Raw genomic sequence first — 19282 nt, 5'->3', positions numbered from 1 at the left:
GCCACGATGATCCGCTTGCGGGCGCCGGCGAAGACCTGCCGCAGCACGTTGGAGATCTCGCGCTCGGGCGGGACGAAGCCCGGGACCTCGGCGTTCGTGGAGTCGGCGAGGAGGAGGTCGATGCCCTCCTCGCTCAGCCGCGCGAAGGCGTGCAGGTCTGTGAGGCGGTTGTCCAGCGGGAGCTGGTCCATCTTGAAGTCGCCGGTGTGCACCACCATGCCGGCGGGCGTGCGGATGGCGACGGCCAGGGCGTCCGGGATGGAGTGGTTGACGGCGACGAACTCGCAGTCGAAGGGGCCGACGCGCTCACGGTGCCCCTCCGCCACCTCCAGGGTGTACGGACGGATCCGGTGCTCCTGGAGCTTGGCCTCGATCAGGGCCAGGGTCAGCTTGGAGCCGATCAGCGGGATGTCCGGCTTCTCGCGGAGCAGGAAGGGGACGCCGCCGATGTGGTCCTCGTGGCCGTGCGTCAGGACGATGCCCTCGATGTCGTCGAGGCGGTCCCGGACGGACGAGAAGTCCGGCAGGATCAGGTCGATTCCGGGCTGCTCCTCCTCGGGGAAGAGCACTCCGCAGTCGACGATCAGCAGGCGGCCGCCGTACTCGAAGACCGTCATGTTTCGGCCGATCTCACCGAGGCCGCCGAGCGGGGTGACCCGCAGGCCGCCCTCGGGGAGCGGCGGGGGCGGGCCGAGTTCAGGATGCGGATGGCTCAAAAGACTCTCCTCACCACACGCGCCACGTACCGGTATGGCACGTGGCGCGCGTGACGTTCGTGCGGAAGCAGTTGTCGTTGTGGGGTGCGGGCACCGGTGGCCCGCCTCTTCTGTTGTTCTTCAGTTGTGAAGCCCGTGTGGTGCCAAGTCTGTAATCAGAGCTGTACCCCGCCGGCAGCAAGATCGATCTTGAGCTGGGCGATCTCCTCGGGCGAGCACTCGACCATGGGCGAGCGCAGCGGTCCGGCGGGCAGGCCCTGAAGGGCGAGGGCCGCCTTGGTGGTCATGACGCCCTGGGTACGGAACATGCCGGTGTAGACCGGGAGCAGCTTCTGGTGGATCTCGGTGGCCTTGACGACGTCACCGGAGACGTACGCGTCCACCAGGGCGCGCAGGTCGGGGGTGACGAGGTGGCCGACGACGGAGACGAAGCCGACCGCGCCCACGGAGAGGAGCGGGAGGTTGAGCATGTCGTCGCCGGAGTACCAGGCGAGGCCGGACCGGGCGATGGCCCAGCTGGCGCGGCCGAGGTCGCCCTTGGCGTCCTTGTTGGCGACGATCCGGGGGTGCTCGGCGAGCCGGACGAGCGTCTCGGTGCTGATCGGGACGCCGCTGCGGCCGGGGATGTCGTAGAGCATGACGGGCAGGCCGGTGGCGTCCGCGACGGCCGTGAAGTGCCGGTACAGGCCCTCCTGCGGGGGCTTGTTGTAGTACGGCGTGACGACCAGCAGGCCGTGGGCGCCGACGCGCTCGGCCTCGCGGGCCAGCTCGATGCTGTGGTGCGTGTCGTTGGTTCCGACGCCGGCGACGACGTGGGCGCGGTCGCCGACGGCCTCGAGGACGGCTCGTACCAGGTCCGATTTCTCCGCGTCGCTCGTGGTGGGGGACTCGCCGGTGGTGCCGTTGACGATCAGGCCGTCGTTGCCTGCGTCCACCAGGTGGGCGGCGAGCCGCTGCGCGCCGTCGAGGTCGAGTGCGCCGTCCGCCGTGAAGGGCGTGACCATGGCGGTGAGGACCCGCCCGAAGGGGGTCTGCGGAGTCGAGGTCGGAGCCATGGGTAACACGCTACTCGGTGCTCGATGCGGGCTGCGCCCGTGGGGTGTCGGGAAAGTCAGGACAAAGAAGGAGCCCGGCACTGCCTGCTCGGGGGTTCAAGCAGTGCCGGGTCCGTTTGATCAGGCTAGATGAACTTCTCTAAATGCCGCAATACGGACACTTCGCGAGGCTGACCCGTACATCCGTTCCGCCAGGGGAACAAGGCTTCGCTACGGGGCCACACGCCCGTTCGCGTTGAAGGCGGCGTACGTCAGCGGCATGAGCTTCGCCCACTCCGCCTCCATCTTCTCGCCCACCATCTCGATCTCCCGCTGCGGGAAGGACGGCACCTTGGCCAGCTCGTGCTGGGTGCGCAGACCGAGGAAGTGCATCAGGGAGCGGGCGTTGCAGGTGGCGTACATCGAGGAGTAGAGGCCGACCGGGAGCGCGGCACGGGCGACCTCGCGGGCGACGCCCTCGGCGAGCATCTTCTGGTAGGCCGCGTACGCCTGCTCGTACGACTCCCGCAGGGTGCCGGTGACCGCCTCGTGCTGGGCGGGGGTGCCCTCGACGAAGACGTACTTGCCCGGGCGGCCCTCCTGGACGAGCTTGCGGGAGGCGTCCGGGACGTAGAAGACCGGCTGGAGCTCGCGGTAGCGGCCGGACTCCTCGTTGTACGACCAGCCGACGCGGTGCCGCATGAACTCGCGGAAGACGAAGATCGGGGCGCTGATGAAGAACGTCATCGAGTTGTGCTCGAACGGGCTGCCGTGCCGGTCGCGCATCAGGTAGTTGATCAGGCCCTTGGAGCGCTCGGGGTCCTTCTTCAGCTCGTCCAGGGACTGCTCACCGGCGGTGGAGACGCGGGCGGCGAAGAGCACGTCGGCGTCCGAAGCGCTGGACTTCACCAGCTCGACGGTGACGTCACTGCGGAACGTGAGCGACTCGGGGGTGGTCACGGGGTGAGGGGTCCTTCCCATTACTTCTGTGGTTGGCGACCACCTTACGGGGGCACCCGGCGGGGCCTGAGCACCACCTCACCCCATAAAAGGCACCCGAGATTTTTTCGGACATGGGCACCTTTTGTGTCACTCGCGCGTCTGTACCGGTGAGGTCTGCGTGTTCGATCACCAACCACGAGAGGAGCGGCACCCACCATGTTCCGTCGGCGCGAGCCCGTACCCTTCGCCTTCCTGGCCGAGGCGGACAGGTTCCGCAGTAATGTCACGCCCCCACCCCGTCGGCGTGCGTCCATCGGTGAGCTAGCCGGGCGCTGGCTGCTGGGCCTCACCCTCGTCGCCGGGCTCATCGGCGCGCTGGTCGTCGGTATGCCGGCGCTCTCCACACCGTCCAGTACGCCGGCTCAGCAGTCCCAGGCGTCCCAGGGGCACTGAGTACTCTTCCGGACGCTCAAGGCTGGTGAGCGGGAAGACGGCCGGATAGCCTCACGGCACAGCCCACGCGAGGACCGAGTGAGGACCAGCCGTGCCCCTGCCCTTCCTGACGGCCGACCGCGCCTTCGAACCGGCGGCGGAGAGTGCGCTGCCGTACGACGACCCGGACCGCTGGCGGCGCCCCTACCGGCCGGGGCCCTGGCGGGTGGGTGGGGCGGCGCTGGTGTTGCTGCTCGCCTCCTTCGCCCTGTTCGGCTCGGTGCTCGTCGCGGTGACCGGCTCGCTGTCCACCGCCGGGGTGGTCCTCGGCGTCGGCCTGGCGATCGTCGCGGGCGCGCTGCGGCTGCTGCGCATGGGAGTGTGGGTGAGCGGGCGCGGGCTGCGCCGGACCGGGTTCCTGGTGACGCGGACGGTGCCGTGGGCGCGGGTGGTCTCGGTGCGGACGGTGCAGCAGCCGGTGCGCTGGCTGGGGCTGCCGCGCACGGTGCAGGGACAGGCGCTGGTGCTCGTCCGCAAGGACCGTCGGCCCGAGGACACCCCGCCGCTGCTCACCACTCACGGCCTGGACTTCCTGGGCCGACCGCTGGCCTTCGACCGGGCTGCGGACGCGGTGGAGGCATGGGCGGCGGAAAACGGCCGCGGCTGAGACCACGAGCACGACCGAAGGGGCCGACCCACGAGGTGGGGACCGGCCCCTTCGAGCTGATCAGGGAACCGGCCCCTTCGAGCTGACCAGGGCTGCCGGGGCGGACGCGGGCGCCGGTCGTGGGCGCAGGCACGGACCACGTCGTAGGAGCCGGCCCGGCGAGGGCGGGTCTTGAAGGGCGGGTCGTACGGGCGGGGCTTCGTCCTGGCCAGGTCGGCAGGATCAGCCGCGTGCGGCCACAGGGAAGGCCACCCGGACGGGCTCCGCGATCGCCGCTCTCACGGGCGGGACCGAGCAACCTCCACCTGGCAGCCTGTGCTCTGCGAAGGGGCGGCCAGGGGCGGTCGGCTCGTTCCCGGGGCCGGGATCAGCAGGAGCCGGGCTGCCCAGCCGGGTTCCGGGACTGCCGTTGCCGTCCGGAGTGGCCGGTGTCGGCCGGGGAGCCCCGGGGGTCCCGGTCGTACGGCTCAGGGCTGGGGCGTCTTGCCGTCGTGCAGGGCAATCGCGCGTTGCATCGCCTTGCGGGCGCGAGGGGTGTCGCGGGCGTCGTGGTAGGCCACGGCGAGGCGGAACCAGCAGCGCCAGTCGGCGGGGGACGCCTCCGTCTCGGCCTTGCGCTTGGCGAACACCTCGTCGGCCGAGTCACGGTCGACGCGGCCGCTGGGCAGGCGGGTCAGCTCGTCGACCGGGAGGCCGCCCTCGGCCTCGAGTTCCGCGGCGAGGGCGTTGGCCCGGCGGACGAACTGGGTGTTCTTCCACAGGAACCACAGGCCGATGACCGGCAGGATCAGCACCGCCACCCCGAAGGAGACGGTGAGGAGCGTGCCGGACTGGATGAGCATCACGCCGCGGCTGCCGACCAGGACGAAGTAGAAGACCAGGACGGCGGCCGTGACGAGGTAAGTGATCTTCGCGCGCATCGCAGTGGCTGTCAGCTCAGGTCCAGGAAGTGTTCCAGGCCGAAGGTGAGGCCCGGAGTGGTCACCACGCGGCGGGCGCCGAGCAGGATGCCCGGCATGAAGCTGCTGTGGTGGAGGGAGTCGTGCCGGACGGTGAGGGTCTCGCCCTCGCCGCCGAGCAGGACCTCCTGGTGGGCCAGGAGACCGCGCAGCCGGACGGCGTGGACGGGGATGCCGTCGACGCTGGCGCCTCGGGCACCGTCGAGGGCGGTGACGGTCGCGTCCGGCGCGGGCGCGGTGCCGGCCGCCCGGCGGGCCTCGGCGATGAGCTGGGCGGTGCGCGTGGCGGTGCCGGAGGGGGCGTCCACCTTGTTCGGATGGTGCAGCTCGACCACCTCGACCGACTCGAAGTACGGCGCCGCGATCTGCGCGAACTTCATGGTCAGCACGGCCCCGATGGAGAAGTTCGGCGCGATGAGCACACCGGTCTCCGGGGACTGGGCCAGCCAGCCCTTCAGCTGCGCGAGGCGCTCGTCGGTCCAGCCCGTCGTGCCGACGACCGCGTGGATGCCGTGGCGCACGCAGAAGTCGAGGTTGCCCATGACCGAGGCCGGGGTGGTCAGCTCCACGGCGACCTGGGCGCCGGTCTCCGCCAGCGTCTCCAGCTTGTCACCGCGGCCGAGGGCGGCGACCAGCTCCATGTCCTCGGCGGCCTCGACCGCCTTGACCGCCTCGGATCCGATCCGGCCCCTGGCACCGAGGACCGCCACGCGCAGCTTGCTCATGTTCCTGCTTCCTAACCGGTGGTGTTTCAGGCGACCGCGTCGTGCAGCCGGGAGGCCTGCTTGTCCTTGAGCGGGCCGATGACCGACAGCGACGGGCGCTGTCCCAGGATGTCGCGGGCGACGGAGCGGACCTCGTCCGGGGTGACGGCGGCTATCTTCGCCAGCATGTCGTCCACGGACATCTGCTCGCCCCAGCACAGCTCGCTCTTGCCGATACGGTTCATCAGCGCGCCGGTGTCCTCCAGGCCCAGCACCGTGGAGCCCCGCAGCTGGCCGATGGCGCGGGCGATCTCGTCGTCCGACAGACCGTTCTGCGCGACGTGGTCGAGTTCGTCGCGGCAGATCCGCAGCACGTCGTGCACCTGGCTGGGCCGGCAGCCGGCGTAGACGCCGAACAGGCCGCAGTCGGCGAAGCCGGAGGTGTACGAGTACACGCTGTAGGCGAGGCCGCGCTTCTCCCGGACCTCCTGGAAGAGGCGGGAGGACATGCCGCCGCCGAGGGCGGTGTTGAGCACGCCCATGGCCCAGCGGCGGTCGTCGGTGCGGGCGAGGCCGGGCATGCCGAGGACGACGTGCGCCTGTTCGGTCTTGCGGGCCAGCAGCTCGACCTTGCCGGAGGTGCGGATCGTACGGCGGCCGTCGCGCGGGGCGATGGGCTGCGCGTCCGGTTTCCCCAGGGCGCCGGCCTTCTCGAAGGCCGCGCGGACCTGCCGTACGACCTTGTTGTGGTCGATGTTGCCAGCGCAGGCGACCACGAGGTGGGTCGGGTCGTAGTGCTTCTTGTAGAAGCGGCGGATGCGGTCGGCGGTGAGGGCGTTGACCGTGTCGACCGTGCCGAGGACGGGGCGGCCGAGGGCGTTGTCGCCGAACATGGTGTGCGCGAACAGGTCGTGCACACAGTCGCCGGGGTCGTCCTCGGTCATGGCGATCTCTTCGAGGATCGCGCCGCGCTCGACGTCGACGTCCTCTTCGAGGATCAGCGAACCGGTCAGCATGTCGCAGACGACGTCGATGGCGAGGGGCAGGTCGGTGTCGAGCACGCGCGCGTAGTAGCACGTGTACTCCTTGGCCGTGAACGCGTTCATCTCGCCGCCGACCGCGTCGAGGGCGGAGGAGATGTCCAGGGCGGACCTGCGGCTGGTGCCCTTGAAGAGCAGGTGCTCCAGGTAGTGCGTGGCGCCGTTCAGGGCCGGGGTCTCGTCGCGGGAGCCGACGTGCGCCCAGATGCCGAAGGTCGCGGAGCGGACCGAGGGCAGCGTCTCGGTGACGATGCGCAGGCCGCCCGGGAGGGTGGTCTTGCGCACCGTACCGATGCCGCCCGTGCCCTTGATCAGGGTTTGGGTACGGGCGACGGCCCGCGCCTCCGAGGAGGGGCGGGCCGTCGCCTTCGAGCCATGGGACGTCACTGCTCGACGTCGTCCTTCGCCTCGTCGTTGTCCTCGCCCTCGATCACCGGAACGAGGGAGAGCTTGCCGCGGGAGTCGATCTCGGCGATCTCGACCTGGACCTTCTGGCCCACGCCGAGCACGTCCTCGACGTTCTCCACGCGCTTGCCGCCGGCGAGCTTGCGGATCTGCGAGATGTGCAGCAGACCGTCCTTGCCGGGCAGCAGGGAGACGAACGCACCGAAGGTGGTCGTCTTCACGACCGTACCCAGGTAGCGCTCGCCGACCTCGGGCATCGTCGGGTTGGCGATGCCGTTGATCGTGGCGCGGGCGGCCTCCGCCGAGGGACCGTCGGCGGCACCGATGTAGATCGTGCCGTCGTCCTCGATGGTGATCTCGGCGCCCGTGTCCTCCTGGATCTGGTTGATCATCTTGCCCTTGGGGCCGATGACCTCGCCGATCTTGTCGACCGGGATCTTGACGGTGATGATCCGCGGGGCGTGCGGGCTCATCTCGTCGGGCCGGTCGATGGCCTCCATCATCACGTCGAGGATGTGCAGGCGGGCGTCGCGGGCCTGCTTGAGGGCCGCGGCCAGGACGGAGGCCGGGATGCCGTCCAGCTTGGTGTCGAGCTGGAGGGCGGTCACGAACTCCTTGGTGCCGGCGACCTTGAAGTCCATGTCGCCGAAGGCGTCCTCCGCACCGAGGATGTCGGTGAGGGTGACGTAGTGCGTCTCGCCGTCGATCTCCTGGGAGATCAGACCCATGGCGATACCGGCGACCGGGGCCTTCAGCGGCACACCGGCGTTCAGCAGCGACATGGTGGAGGCGCAGACCGAGCCCATGGACGTCGAGCCGTTGGAGCTCAGCGCCTCGGAGACCTGGCGGATCGCGTAGGGGAACTCCTCGCGCGTGGGCAGCACCGGCACGAGGGCGCGCTCGGCGAGGGCGCCGTGGCCGATCTCGCGGCGCTTCGGCGAGCCGACGCGGCCGGTCTCACCGGTGGAGTACGGCGGGAAGTTGTAGTTGTGCATGTAGCGCTTGCGGGTCACCGGGGAGAGGGTGTCCAGCTGCTGCTCCATGCGGAGCATGTTGAGGGTGGTGACGCCCAGGATCTGGGTCTCGCCACGCTCGAACACCGCGGAGCCGTGCACCCGCGGGATGGCCTCGACCTCGGCGGCCAGGGTGCGGATGTCGGTGACACCGCGGCCGTCGATGCGCTTCTTCTCCTTGATCACGCGCTCGCGGACCAGCTGCTTGGTGAGCGAGCGGTACGCGGCGGAGATCTCCTTCTCGCGGCCCTCGAACTCCGGCAGGAGCTTCTCGGCGGCCAGCGCCTTGACGCGGTCCAGCTCGGCCTCGCGCTCCTGCTTGCCGGCGATGGTGAGCGCCTGGGCCAGCTCGGGGCGGACCGCGGCGGTCAGGGCCTCGAACACGTCGTCCTGGTAGTCCAGGAAGATCGGGAACTCGGCGGTGGGCTTGGCGGCCTTGGCGGCGAGGTCGGCCTGGGCGCGGCACAGGACCTTGATGAAGGGCTTCGCGGCCTCCAGGCCGGCGGCGACGATCTCCTCGGTCGGCGCCTCGGCGCCGCCGTCGACCAGCTTGATGGTCTGCTCGGTGGCCTCGGCCTCGACCATCATGATCGCGACGTCGCCGTCCTCCAGGACACGGCCGGCGACGACCATGTCGAAGACGGCGTCCTCCAGCTCGGTGTGGGTCGGGAAGGCGACCCACTGGCCGCGGATCAGCGCGACGCGGACGCCGCCGATCGGGCCGGAGAAGGGCAGACCGGCCAGCTGCGTCGACGCGGACGCGGCGTTGATCGCCACGACATCGTACAGGTGGTCGGGGTTGAGCGCCATGATCGTGGCGACGACCTGGATCTCGTTGCGCAGGCCCTTCTTGAAGGACGGGCGCAGCGGGCGGTCGATGAGGCGGCAGGTGAGGATGGCGTCCTCGGACGGCCGGCCCTCACGACGGAAGAAGCTGCCGGGGATCTTGCCGGCGGCGTACATCCGCTCCTCGACGTCCACCGTCAGCGGGAAGAAGTCGAGCTGGTCCTTGGGGTTCTTCGAGGCGGTGGTGGCCGACAGCACCATGGTGTCGTCGTCCAGGTACGCCACGGCGGAGCCGGCGGCCTGCTTGGCCAGGCGGCCCGTCTCGAAGCGGATGGTGCGGGTGCCGAAGGGACCGTTGTCGATGACGGCCTCGGCGTAGTGGGTCTCGTTCTCCACTAGCGTTTTCTCCGTTACTTATCGTCTTTCGTCCCTTGGCTGCCCGTGTGGCAGGGGGACGGTGGCGGAGAAGCGCTCCGTGCGGTGCGGGCCGGTCTTCGATCGAAGCACCCGGGGTTCGCTTCCCCCCGGGGGCCACTACCGAGGACCGGCGGCGGCTGGATGCGCTCCTCCTCGTTCCGTGTCGTACGACCTGTGTCGCACGACCTGTGTCGTACGTCGTTCCGTGTCGTGCGTATTGCGTTGTGCTACCACACTACAAAGCGTGAGTGACACTCCGCACGTCTCCGCACGCGCGAGGGAGGTTTCCGTGTGCGCGGCAGGGCCCGCATACGGCAAAGGGAGCGGCTTCCCGGGTGCTTCCGGGAACCGCTCCCCTCACGGCGACTTACTTGGCGCCCGCCGCACCGCGGCGGATGCCGAGGCGGTCGACCAGCGCACGGAAGCGCTGGATGTCCTTCTTCGCCAGGTACTGCAGCAGGCGACGGCGCTGACCGACGAGGATCAGCAGGCCACGGCGGGAGTGGTGGTCGTGCTTGTGGGTCTTGAGGTGCTCCGTCAGGTCGGAGATCCGACGGGAGAGCAGAGCGACCTGGACCTCGGGGGAGCCGGTGTCACCCTCCTTGGCACCGAACTCGGCGATGATCTGCTTCTTCGTAGCGGCGTCGAGCGACACGCGTACTCCTCATAGTCTGTTGAGTGCCACCGAGTGCCCCCGGTCTACGTCTCGGGGGAGCTTCCGTTACTCGGGAGGCGGGGATCCGCTGGGCGCGGCCTCCAGAACACGGTGGTTCCGGGGGTGCGTACACAAACGGCCGTCACTCAGGGTACCAGGCGATCGCGGGTGCCTTACGCCCGGTCGCCGAAGCCCCCTGCAGGGGTCGCACCGGCCACTAGGGTGAGCGCCGGGACCGTACCTACCTCGGGAAGGGGTCGCTGCACGATGGCGGAAACGGAAGCGGAGATCAAGGCGCGCAAGGAGCGGGAGCGGGACGAGCTGTACGCGCTCGACATCTCGGGCGTCGAGTGGCACTGCGCCCCGGGCACGGAGGAGCATGAGGAGCGCGTCGAGATCGCGTACCTGCCGGGCGGGGCGGTGGCGATGCGGTCCTCCCTCGACCCGGACACCGTGCTGCGCTACACCGAGGCGGAGTGGCGGGCGTTCGTGCTGGGGGCGCGGGACGGGGAGTTCGATCTGAAGCCCATGGCTCACAACGGGGGGCTGGACGTGCAGTGAGGCAGGTATGGGAAAGGGCGGCACGCGTGCGTGCCGCCCTTTCCCATACGTATGCGGGTCGACCGTACCTAGCTGGTCATCGCCCGCGCCTGCGCGTACACGTCGAACACGGCCAGAGCCAGCGGGATCAGCGTGAGCAGGACGAAGCTCTCGGCGATTTCCAGGAAGCGCCCCCAGAAGGGGGTGACACCGCGCCGCGGGGTGATCAGCGCGATGGCGGTGACGAGTGCGGTGGCCGCGGCGACGGCCGCGGCGAGCCAGACGCTGCGGATGTCGAGGGCGGCGGTGTCACCCCGGAAGGCGTCGATCAGGTAGTCCCGTGGCGGGTTCAGGGCCAGCCCGAGGCCGAGGAAGACGATCGCGGCGAGGCCCGCGGCCAGGGTGGCGCCGACCTGCGCGGTGTAGCGGAACAGGTGTGCCCGCATGAGCATCGCCATGCCGGTCGCGAGGGCCAGCAGCTGGGCCCAGGTGTTGCTGGAGAAGCCGAGCACGATCGACGCGCCCACCGCGACGAGGGCACAGCCGCCCACCAGGCCGACGAGCAGTTCGTGGCCGCGCCGGGCCTGGGCGGCGACGCGCTCGGCGTCCACGGGCTCCTGCGGGGCGGGCTCGCCGGTGTCGTAGCCACCGCGGGACGGGTTGGGCGGTTCGAAGCCGATGGGCAACCGCGCGAAGCGCATGGACAGACCGGGGAGGAAGGCCAGCGCCACGACGGACAGCGGGGCACAGACGGCGGCCGTCTCGATGGGCCTCAGGTCGGTGAGGATCGCGATGAAGGTCGTGATCAGACCGATGGCGGAGGCGAAGACGAACGCCACGAAGGGTCCGTCACCGCCCGGCGACACCAGGGTGAGCACCACGGAGGCGACGAGGACCGTGGTACAGGCGAGCAGGAACTGGAGGCGTCCGATGCCCTCGCCTCCGGAGAGCGACAGCAGCCCCGAGCCGGCCACGGCGACGTTCGGCAGGGCACCGAGTCCCAGCGCGACCGCGGAGCCCCGGTCGTCGTACACACGCGCGCGTACGCACGCGATGGTGACGAGCAGGATGCCGCAGATGCCCGCGATGACGCCTTGCAGGCTGTGCATGTCGTGCCGGACCTGGGAGCTCCAGGCCACGAACGCGAGCAGCGCGGGCAGGATGCCGCCCGCGACGAGTCCGGCGGCGCGCGTGAGGTCACCGCTCCACAGGGTGCGGTCCCGGGTGACGGCAGCGGCCACCGCCTCCGAGACGTCGTCGAGAACGGCCGGGGGCAGCGACTCGGCGAACGGGCGCAAGGTGAGCAGTTCGCCGTCGAGGATGCGCTGGGCGGTGAAGGACCGGGCACCGTCCAGGACGGTGCCGTCACGCCGTACGAGGTGATAGCCGACGGGCGCGCCCTCGGCGGGGCTCTGCTGGGACAGACGCAGGATCTCGGGGTACAGGTCCGCGACCGGTACGTCGTCGGGCAGCGCCACGTCGATGCGGCTGTCGGGCGCCACGATGGTGACGCGGCAGAAACCGAGTCCCATGCCCGCCCCCGAAGGGGCTCCGGTGCCCGGTCCACCGGTCGCGCCGGCCGGCGCGGAGGCCGTCATGCTCACCTGCTGTTCCCCCTCGTCGGTGGTGGGGCGGCGTTCGGTGCCACCGCGCACCCTTCCGCCCGTAAAGATGCTGTGTAGGTTGTGCGGCGCCCGCCCGCTCCGCCGGTCGACCGAGCGGTCCTGGCCGGGATTCACGGGTGGCGCTCGCTTCGAACCGTTGCGGATTGCCCGGGTTTTCCCAGAACGATTCGCAACTGTTCACGTGCTTCCCCGGCACCCTACCGCCCGCCGTTGTCCGTGGTTGTCAGTAGGATCGCGGTTCGCGATCGACGTTCGCCTGACACGGGGCGGCGGACGAAACATCTCGGTCCGGCAAGGGAATTGGTGCGTAGTGAGCCACATCGTCGTCAAGCGCCCACCGCGGGCACTGCCGAAGGAAGTGCCCACGGACGAGGTCGTACTGCAAGCACCGCCGGAACTGCCGCGCGGTCAGCAGGAAGGCGCACTGATGCAGCTCCTGCCCATGCTGGGCATGGGCGGATCCGTGGTGTTCTTCTTCAACCCGCAGGCCCAGCCCTTCATGAAGATCATGGGCCTGGTGATGGTGGCCTCGACCATCGCCATGGGCATCTCGATGCTCGTCCGCTACCGCCGTGGCAACCAGGGGCAGTTGGCCGACCTGCGCCGTGACTACCTGCGTTACCTGTCGCAGACCCGGCGTGCCGCCGTGGAGACCGCGAAGGCCCAGCGCGACACGCAGTACTACCTGCACCCTTCACCGGAGCAACTGTGGGCGCTGGTCGCCGAGGGCAGCCGGGTGTGGGAACGGCGCACCGGCGACGAGGACTTCGGACAGGTACGCGTGGGCCTCGGCCCACAGGCCCTGGCCACTCCCCTGATCCCGCCGCAGACCGCCCCCGTGGACGAGCTGGAGCCGCTGACCGCGGGCGCCATGCAGCGCTTCCTGGTCACGCACAGCACCCTCGACGACCTGCCGATGGCCGTCTCGCTCCGCGCCTTCTACCACGTGACGATCAGCGGCGAACCGGGAACCGTGCGCGGCACCGCCCGCGCCGTCACGGCGTCCCTCGCCTCGCTGCACTCCCCCGAGGACCTGGTCATCGCCGTCGTCACCGCACGTGAGTCGACGCCCGAGTGGGAGTGGGCCAAGTGGCTGCCGCACGTGCAGGCCCCGGGCGTCGCCGACGGCGCCGGCAGCATGCGTCTGATCGGCACCGACCCCGTGGAGCTGGAGGACCGGCTCGCCTCCCGGCTGGAGGGCCGCCCGCGGTTCCACCCCGGCGGGGCGCCGGTGCCCGAGCAGCCCCATCTGGTGGTCGTCCTCGACGGTGTCTCCCTGCCACACACCTCCTTGCTGGCCAACCCCGAGGGCCTGCAAGGCGTGACGGTCCTGGAGGTCGTACCCGGTGACCTCACCATCGGCCGCGGCGACCTCTCGGTCATCGTGCACCCCAGGGAACTGCGCCTGGAGTCGGCCCACGGCATGGTCTACGAGGGGACGCCTGACGTCCTGTCGTACGAGGCGGCGGAGGCGCTCGCCCGCCAGTTGGCGCCGCTGCGCATGGCGTCGGGCGGCGACGACGACGAACCGCTGCTCGCCAACCTGGAGTTCACCGACCTGCTGAACCTGGGCGACGCCGCCTCGGTCGATCCGAAGCGCACCTGGCGGCCCCGCTCGCAGTCGGAGCGGCTGCGCGTGCCGATCGGTGTCGGTGAGGACGGCCGGCCCGTGATGCTCGACCTCAAGGAGGCGGCGCAGGAGGGCATGGGCCCGCACGGCCTGTGCGTCGGTGCGACCGGTTCCGGCAAGTCGGAGCTCCTGCGCACGCTGGTCCTCGGTCTGGCCGTGACCCACTCGTCCGAGACGCTGAACTTCGTCCTCGCGGACTTCAAGGGTGGTGCGACGTTCGCGGGCATGGCGCAGATGCCGCACGTGGCAGCCGTCATCACCAACCTCGCCGACGACCTGACCCTCGTCGACCGCATGGGTGACTCCATCCGCGGTGAGCTGAACCGCCGTCAGGAGATGCTCCGTGACGCGGGCAACTACGCCAACATCCACGACTACGAGAAGGCACGCGCGGCGGGAGCGCCGCTGCAGCCGATCCCGTCCCTCGTCCTGGTGATCGACGAGTTCAGCGAGCTGTTGACGGCGAAGCCGGACTTCATCGAGATGTTCGTGCAGATCGGCCGTATCGGCCGTTCGCTGGGTGTGCACCTGCTGCTGGCCTCGCAGCGTCTGGAGGAGGGCCGGCTCAGGGGCCTTGAGACCTACCTGTCGTACCGCATCGGTCTGCGGACGTTCTCGGCGGCCGAGTCGCGCGCCGCGCTCGGCGTCCCGGACGCCTACGAGCTGCCGAACGTCCCCGGCTCCGGCTTCCTGAAGTACGGCACGGACGAGATGGTCCGCTTCAAGGCGGCGTACGTCTCCGGCGTGTACCGCACCAGCTCGCAGCAGGCCGCGGCGCTCGGCGGCCCGCTGCCCGTCGACCGCAGGCCGGTCCTCTTCACCGCGGCCGAGGTCCCGGTGCAGTACGCGCCGATCCCGCAGCAGCGGCAGGAGGAGACCGGCGAGCGGCAGGACGACGCGCTCGCCGACACCGTGCTCGACGTGATCGTACGGCGCCTGGAGGCCCAGGGCCCGGCAGCACACCAGGTGTGGCTGCCCCCGCTGGACAGCCCGCCCTCGCTCGACGCCCTGCTGCCGGGGCTCGCCCCGGTGCCCGGCCGCGGCATGACCCAGCCCGGCTACGAGGGCGCGGGCCGGCTCGTCGTCCCGGCCGGCCTCATCGACAAGCCGTACGAGCAGCGGCGCGACCCGCTGTGGCTGGACTTCGGCGGCGCAGCCGGCCACATGCAGATCATCGGTGGCCCGCAGTCCGGCAAGTCGACGCTGGTGCGCTCGATCATCGCGTCGTTCGCGCTGACCCACACCCCGTGGGAGGTGCAGTTCTACGGCCTGGACTTCGGTGGCGGCGGTATGGCCTCGGTGGCCGGTCTGCCGCACGTGGGTGGTGTCGCCTCCCGACTGGACCCGGAGAAGGTCCGGCGTACCGCGGCCGAGGTGTACGGCGTCATGACCCGGCGCGAGGAGTACTTCCGTTCGACGGGCATCTCCTCCATCGCGGAGTTCCGCACGCGCCGCGCGCGCGGGGACATCTCGGTGACCGACCAGCCGTGGGGTGACGTGTTCCTGGTCATCGACGGCTGGGGCAACTTCCGCACGGACTACGAGGCCCTGGAGCCGATGGTCCTGGACATCGCCGCGCGCGGCCTGGGCTACGGCATCCACCTGATCCTCACCGCCTCGCGCTCGATGGAGGTCCGCGCGAATCTCAAGGACCACCTGATGAACCGCCTGGAACTGCGGCTGGGCGACCCCATGGACTCCGAGATCGACCGCAAGGTCGCGGCGAACGTGCCCACCGGGGTACCGGGACGCGGTCAGACGCCTCAGAAGCAGCACTTCATGGCGGCGGTACCGCGCATCGACGGCCTCTCCTCCGACACGGACCTCTCGGAGGCGACGACCGCGCTCGCGGCCGAGGTCACCCGGCACTGGCAGGAGCCCGGCGCCCCCGAAGTACGTCTGCTGCCCCGCGAGTTCCCGGCGACCCAGCTTCCGCCGGGCGACCGCTTCCCGAACCGCGGCATCTCCTTCGCCCTCGACGAGGACAACCTGGAACCGGTGTTCGTCGACTTCGAACAGGACCCGTTCTTCCTGGTGTTCGGAGAGAGCGAGTCCGGCAAGTCCAACCTGCTGAAGCTGATCATCAAGCGGCTGACCGAGCGGTACGACGGCAACACCTGCAAGCTCTTCGTCGTCGACAACCGCCGCTCACTGCTCGGCGTGACCCCGGACTCGCACCTGGCCGAGTACATCCCCATGTCGAACCAGATGCAGCACCACATGGACGCACTGGCCGACCTGATGCAGCGCCGCACCCCGACCGCAGACGTGACCCCGGAGCAACTGCGCAACCGCAGCTGGTGGCGGGGGCCCACGGTGTACGTCGTCATCGACGACTACGACCTCGTGTCCACGTCGAGCGGCAACCCGCTGGCGGGTCTGACGGAACTGCTGCCGTTCGCCCGGGACGTCGGCGTCCGCTTCATCATCGCCCGGTCCACGGCCGGTGCGGGGCGTGCCGGTTACGAGTCCTTCATGCAGCGCATCAAGGAACTCGGCGCCCAGGGTGTGGTCCTCGCGGGCGATCCGGCCGAGGGCGATCTGCTCGGCGGGGTCCGGCCGAGGCCGATGCCGGCGGGCCGGGGGGTCTTCGTGTCGCGCAAGCGGGGGAAGCCGATGGTTCAGATCGGGCTGGTGCCGGAGGGAACGAACTGACGGTGCCGGCACCGCCGGCTTGGGTGGAGTTCCTGGCGGCGCGGTAAGGGCGGACCAGGCCCCGCCAACCGCCGGAGCCGGCAACCGCTGGGGCAACTTCCGCCAGACGTCGGCGGCCCGCCGACCGATGTCCGCGAGCAGCCCGTCGGGGAGGTGGTCGGCGGGGTACACGTCACCCAGCGGGCGCGGCTGTCCGCCCGCAGCCTGTTCCGGCGGGAGGCTGCCGGGATCGATGCCGGGCAGTTCCCGCCGTACGGCACCGTCGGGCGCCGCGGCCCGTACCGCCCCGAAGCAGGTGAGCCTCGGGCCGTCCGCGGCGATCAGCACGGCGGACGGGCTGATCCCCGCGTGGGTCAGGTTCTGCCCGTGCGTCACGGCGAGGTTCTCGGCCAGCGCGACGGCGAGCGCCCGGACCGTCCGCTCGGGCAGCGGGCCGCCGTGCACGGCGAGAGCCAGGGGCAACGGAAGGGCGGGCCGGTAGGGACGCGCGTGCCACGGCTGCTCGCCGGGGCCGGCCAGTTCGACGGCCGGGAGGACACAGGACCCGAGGAGATGGCGGGAGGCGTCGGCCTCGGCCATGAAGCGCTGCGGGTCGACCGTCGCCAAGGGGTGCTGAGCAGTACGGTGCGATCACCGTCGGCGCTGCGGGCGATGTAGCGGTGCTCGGGGACAGGTGTGTGGCCGGTGCTGCCGGAGTCGAGCCGGGTGACGACCGTGTACGGTCCGATCCGCGAACCACCTCGGGGCCCGGGCCCGGTACCTGACACGCGCGTGTTCACCCTTCGTCCCTCTGGATCGGCTCCTCGGCCGGGCACAACAGCAGGGTGGGCGCCTCCCGCGCGCGCCCACCCTGGAGTTGCTTCGTCGCTTTCGCGAGCCTCGGCCTACCGGAAGTAGCTGGCCGCCTTCTTGTCGCCTTCCATGTACGTACCGCCGGACTGGGCGACGACGTGGCCGATGCCGGCCAGTGCCTGGTGGATGTCGTTCGCTTCCTTGTCCCAGCGGGTCAGCTTCTCGTTGAAGGTGTCCTGCGCCTGACCCTCCCAGTACTGCAGGCTGCTCACGACCAGCCGACGCAGCTCCGCGAGGTCCCGCTCGAGCTCGCTCGCCTCGTTGCCAATCTTCGTCGCCGCGACGTCGAGCCCGTCATAAGTGACTGACAGGCCGTCAGCGTTGTTGGCCATACCTGTTACCTCGTCTCACCGATGTGGATCTGTGGATGCGCCGGGTACCCCGGCAGAAGTCCTGAGTGTTCGCTCGGATCAGTAGGAGCTCAGGGGGGACACGGTGGGAGCGCCGTCCCGCACGTCGATCTTGTTGACGGCCGCGCGGACCTCGTCTTCCTTGCTGTCCTTGATGTTGCGCGTCGCAGTCATGGCCTCGATGACGTCACCGAGGATGCCACCGATGGCCTGCAGCGACTGGTTGATCTCGTACTGCTTGGAGTCGAAGGCGGCACGACCGATACCGTGCCACTGACCCTCCAGGCCGTCGATCACGCCCTGCAGACCGTGCACGCGCTTGCGGATGCCCTCGTACTTCTCCAGCATCTGCTTCTGCAGGTGGATTACTGATGCATCTTCGAGCTTCTGCTTGTTGTCGGCCATCTCAGCCCTTTCTGTGTCTGTCTGTTGGTCCAACTGGCTCGGCCCACAGCCGCGCAGTGCGCCACGGCGGTGAGCGCGTACTGCATGCCCTATCCGAAGAGCACAGGGCTACAGACGGCTGACGACGTCACCTGGCACGCCGCGCCCGCGCGACGGCCACGCCCCCACCGCCGACCACGACGACCGCGGCCACGGCGCCGAGCACGACCCAGAGGGTGTTGTCGTCCTTCGACGACTCCGTGCTCGATCCTGCCGCCGAAGTACCGCCGGTAGAACCCTTTTCGGGGGCTTGTGACGGGGTTGATGCGGAGGAGGAGGGGGCGGACGGGGAGGAAGAAGAGGAGGAGGATGTGGAGGATGCTGCGGACTTGGCGAGCAGGTCGCCGCCGTTCTCCGCCCGAAGCGGGTCCACGTTGGCCGGGCCGGCGTCGTAGTTCTGCTTCGCCAGAACGAGACGGGGGCGAATGAGCCCATAGCCGCCGTACTTGCTCGGATTGTTCTTGGCCCATGTACGGCCGGCCGTGTCGATCAGGGCACGGGTGACCTGGTTCACCGTCCAGTCAGGGTGCGCGGACCAGATCAGAGCGGCGGCGCCCGAGGCGATCGCGGCTGCCGAACTCGTACCGTTCACGTTGTCGCAGTACGAACGGAAGTTGGTGTCGCACCATCCCGGAAAGCCCTGGCCTGGTGCCGAGAGGTCCACGTAGTTACCGGACGAGGAGAACTTCGACACCGTGAGGGACTTGTCGACCGATGCGACGCCGATCACGTACGAATAGGCGGCCGGGTAACCGATGGTGTCTCCCGCCTTCCGGCCGTCATTGCCCACCGCCGCTATCAGCAGCTTGCCCTTCGAGGCGGCGTACTCAACAGCCTCCTCCTCCTTGGAACTCGGGCCCACCGCACCGAAGGACATGTTGATGATCTTCGCGTCGGTGTCGGCTGCCGCCCTGATCGCCTCGGCCGGCTCGGGCGTCTTGTTCAACTCGTCCGCCCCGCCCTTCAAGTTCTCGAACTTGACCCGATACGGAACGATCTTCGCCCCGGGCGCCAAACCCTTCAGACCGCCACCCGCACCCGTACCCGCGATCAACTCCGCCATGGTCGTCCCATGACCGCCGTAGTCGTCCGTAGCGCGGTAGGCAACCGACTTCGGAACCTCGTCGGTCAGGACCTGCCCCTTGAGCGACGAGGTGTTCGCGTTCACCCCGCTGTCGATGACAGCGACCTTCACGCCCTTACCCGTGCTGACCTTCCACATCTGCTCGGCCTGCATCGGGCCCAGGTACCACTGCTTCGACTGGACGTCATCCGCAACAGCACTCGGCGCAAAACCCACGGTCGCCACCGCCAGGGCGCCGACGGCCGCGCCCACGGCGCGCGCTCGTCTGCCGCTACGCGTCCCGTGGAGCGCAACCCGCTCGGCCCGTCGGCTGATCCCTGACTTCATCGTAT

The 19282-nt window shown here is 69.9% G+C and carries 17 protein-coding genes (1 of these 17 cut by a window edge); 5 read left to right on the top strand and 12 right to left on the bottom strand.

The genetic code is table 11. The features are described from left to right. From S1361_RS28460 to thyX, 3 genes are all read right to left on the bottom strand, one after another. Window positions 1-716, bottom strand: partial view of a ribonuclease J gene (locus S1361_RS28460; protein ID WP_208034758.1) — the beginning only. The gene continues 970 nt to the left of window position 1, outside the view; the window shows 716 of its 1686 coding nt (coding positions 1-716); the start codon lies at window positions 714-716; the stop codon falls past the left edge of the window. Window positions 717-871: 155 nt separating this feature from the next. Next, complete coding sequence (dapA, locus tag S1361_RS28455) at window positions 872-1771, bottom strand: 4-hydroxy-tetrahydrodipicolinate synthase (protein ID WP_208034757.1); 900 nt, start codon at window positions 1769-1771, stop codon at window positions 872-874. 210 nt (window positions 1772-1981) lie between these two features. Continuing rightward, complete coding sequence (gene thyX, locus S1361_RS28450) at window positions 1982-2731, bottom strand: FAD-dependent thymidylate synthase (protein WP_208034756.1); 750 nt, start codon at window positions 2729-2731, stop codon at window positions 1982-1984. A gap of 177 nt (window positions 2732-2908) precedes the next feature. On the opposite strand from thyX, the gene S1361_RS28445 reads away from it, so the two are divergent. Further along, a complete protein-coding gene (locus tag S1361_RS28445) occupies window positions 2909-3145 on the top strand; it encodes a hypothetical protein (protein WP_208034755.1) in 237 nt (78 codons plus the stop codon). A gap of 91 nt (window positions 3146-3236) precedes the next feature. Continuing rightward, window positions 3237-3791, top strand: a complete 555-nt coding sequence (locus tag S1361_RS28440; protein ID WP_208034754.1) for a YdbT family protein — start codon at window positions 3237-3239, stop codon at window positions 3789-3791. Between the two features lie 467 nt (window positions 3792-4258). Here S1361_RS28440 and S1361_RS28435 read toward each other — a convergent pair whose 3' ends face one another. The 5 genes from S1361_RS28435 to rpsO form a co-directional block, all read right to left on the bottom strand. Continuing rightward, a complete protein-coding gene (locus S1361_RS28435) occupies window positions 4259-4711 on the bottom strand; it encodes a tetratricopeptide repeat protein (RefSeq protein ID WP_208034753.1) in 453 nt (150 codons plus the stop codon). Between the two features lie 11 nt (window positions 4712-4722). Beyond that, window positions 4723-5475, bottom strand: a complete 753-nt coding sequence (gene dapB, locus S1361_RS28430) for a 4-hydroxy-tetrahydrodipicolinate reductase (RefSeq protein WP_208034752.1) — start codon at window positions 5473-5475, stop codon at window positions 4723-4725. A 26-nt stretch (window positions 5476-5501) separates the two neighbouring features. Next, window positions 5502-6881, bottom strand: a complete 1380-nt coding sequence (locus S1361_RS28425; protein WP_208034751.1) for a M16 family metallopeptidase — start codon at window positions 6879-6881, stop codon at window positions 5502-5504. Continuing rightward, a complete protein-coding gene (locus tag S1361_RS28420) occupies window positions 6878-9094 on the bottom strand; it encodes a polyribonucleotide nucleotidyltransferase (RefSeq protein ID WP_208034750.1) in 2217 nt (738 codons plus the stop codon). The genes S1361_RS28425 and S1361_RS28420 overlap by 4 nt, the downstream gene beginning before the upstream one ends. A gap of 388 nt (window positions 9095-9482) precedes the next feature. Beyond that, entirely contained in the window at window positions 9483-9770 is a 288-nt protein-coding gene (gene rpsO / locus S1361_RS28415; protein WP_208034749.1) for a 30S ribosomal protein S15, read from the bottom strand. 267 nt (window positions 9771-10037) lie between these two features. Between rpsO and S1361_RS28410 the strand changes: the two genes are divergently transcribed. Further along, window positions 10038-10331, top strand: a complete 294-nt coding sequence (locus S1361_RS28410) for a DUF397 domain-containing protein (protein ID WP_030657600.1) — start codon at window positions 10038-10040, stop codon at window positions 10329-10331. A gap of 68 nt (window positions 10332-10399) precedes the next feature. On the opposite strand, the gene eccD is transcribed toward S1361_RS28410, so the two are convergent. Further along, the gene (gene eccD, locus S1361_RS28405; protein ID WP_208036804.1) at window positions 10400-11908 is read right to left on the bottom strand and encodes a type VII secretion integral membrane protein EccD; all 1509 of its coding nucleotides are present in this window, start codon (window positions 11906-11908) and stop codon (window positions 10400-10402) included. Between the two features lie 337 nt (window positions 11909-12245). Here eccD and eccCa point away from each other — a divergent pair, with 337 nt between their 5' ends. Both eccCa and S1361_RS40085 read left to right on the top strand, forming a co-directional pair. After that, the gene (gene eccCa / locus S1361_RS28400) at window positions 12246-16220 is read left to right on the top strand and encodes a type VII secretion protein EccCa (protein WP_208034748.1); all 3975 of its coding nucleotides are present in this window, start codon (window positions 12246-12248) and stop codon (window positions 16218-16220) included. A gap of 366 nt (window positions 16221-16586) precedes the next feature. Next, complete coding sequence (locus S1361_RS40085) at window positions 16587-16877, top strand: hypothetical protein (protein ID WP_208034747.1); 291 nt, start codon at window positions 16587-16589, stop codon at window positions 16875-16877. 227 nt (window positions 16878-17104) lie between these two features. On the opposite strand, the gene S1361_RS28390 is transcribed toward S1361_RS40085, so the two are convergent. The 3 genes from S1361_RS28390 to S1361_RS28380 form a co-directional block, all read right to left on the bottom strand. After that, window positions 17105-17404, bottom strand: a complete 300-nt coding sequence (locus S1361_RS28390) for a WXG100 family type VII secretion target (protein WP_208034746.1) — start codon at window positions 17402-17404, stop codon at window positions 17105-17107. Between the two features lie 78 nt (window positions 17405-17482). Further along, the gene (locus S1361_RS28385; RefSeq protein ID WP_208034745.1) at window positions 17483-17827 is read right to left on the bottom strand and encodes a WXG100 family type VII secretion target; all 345 of its coding nucleotides are present in this window, start codon (window positions 17825-17827) and stop codon (window positions 17483-17485) included. A 127-nt stretch (window positions 17828-17954) separates the two neighbouring features. Beyond that, window positions 17955-19202, bottom strand: coding sequence for a S8 family serine peptidase (locus tag S1361_RS28380; protein WP_243769328.1), 1248 nt, complete (start codon window positions 19200-19202; stop codon window positions 17955-17957). Window positions 19203-19282: the final 80 nt, after the last annotated feature.

It is taken from the genome of Streptomyces cyanogenus (assembly GCF_017526105.1).
GTDB lineage: Bacteria > Actinomycetota > Actinomycetes > Streptomycetales > Streptomycetaceae > Streptomyces > Streptomyces cyanogenus.
This window is presented reverse-complemented; position numbering and strand designations above follow the sequence as displayed.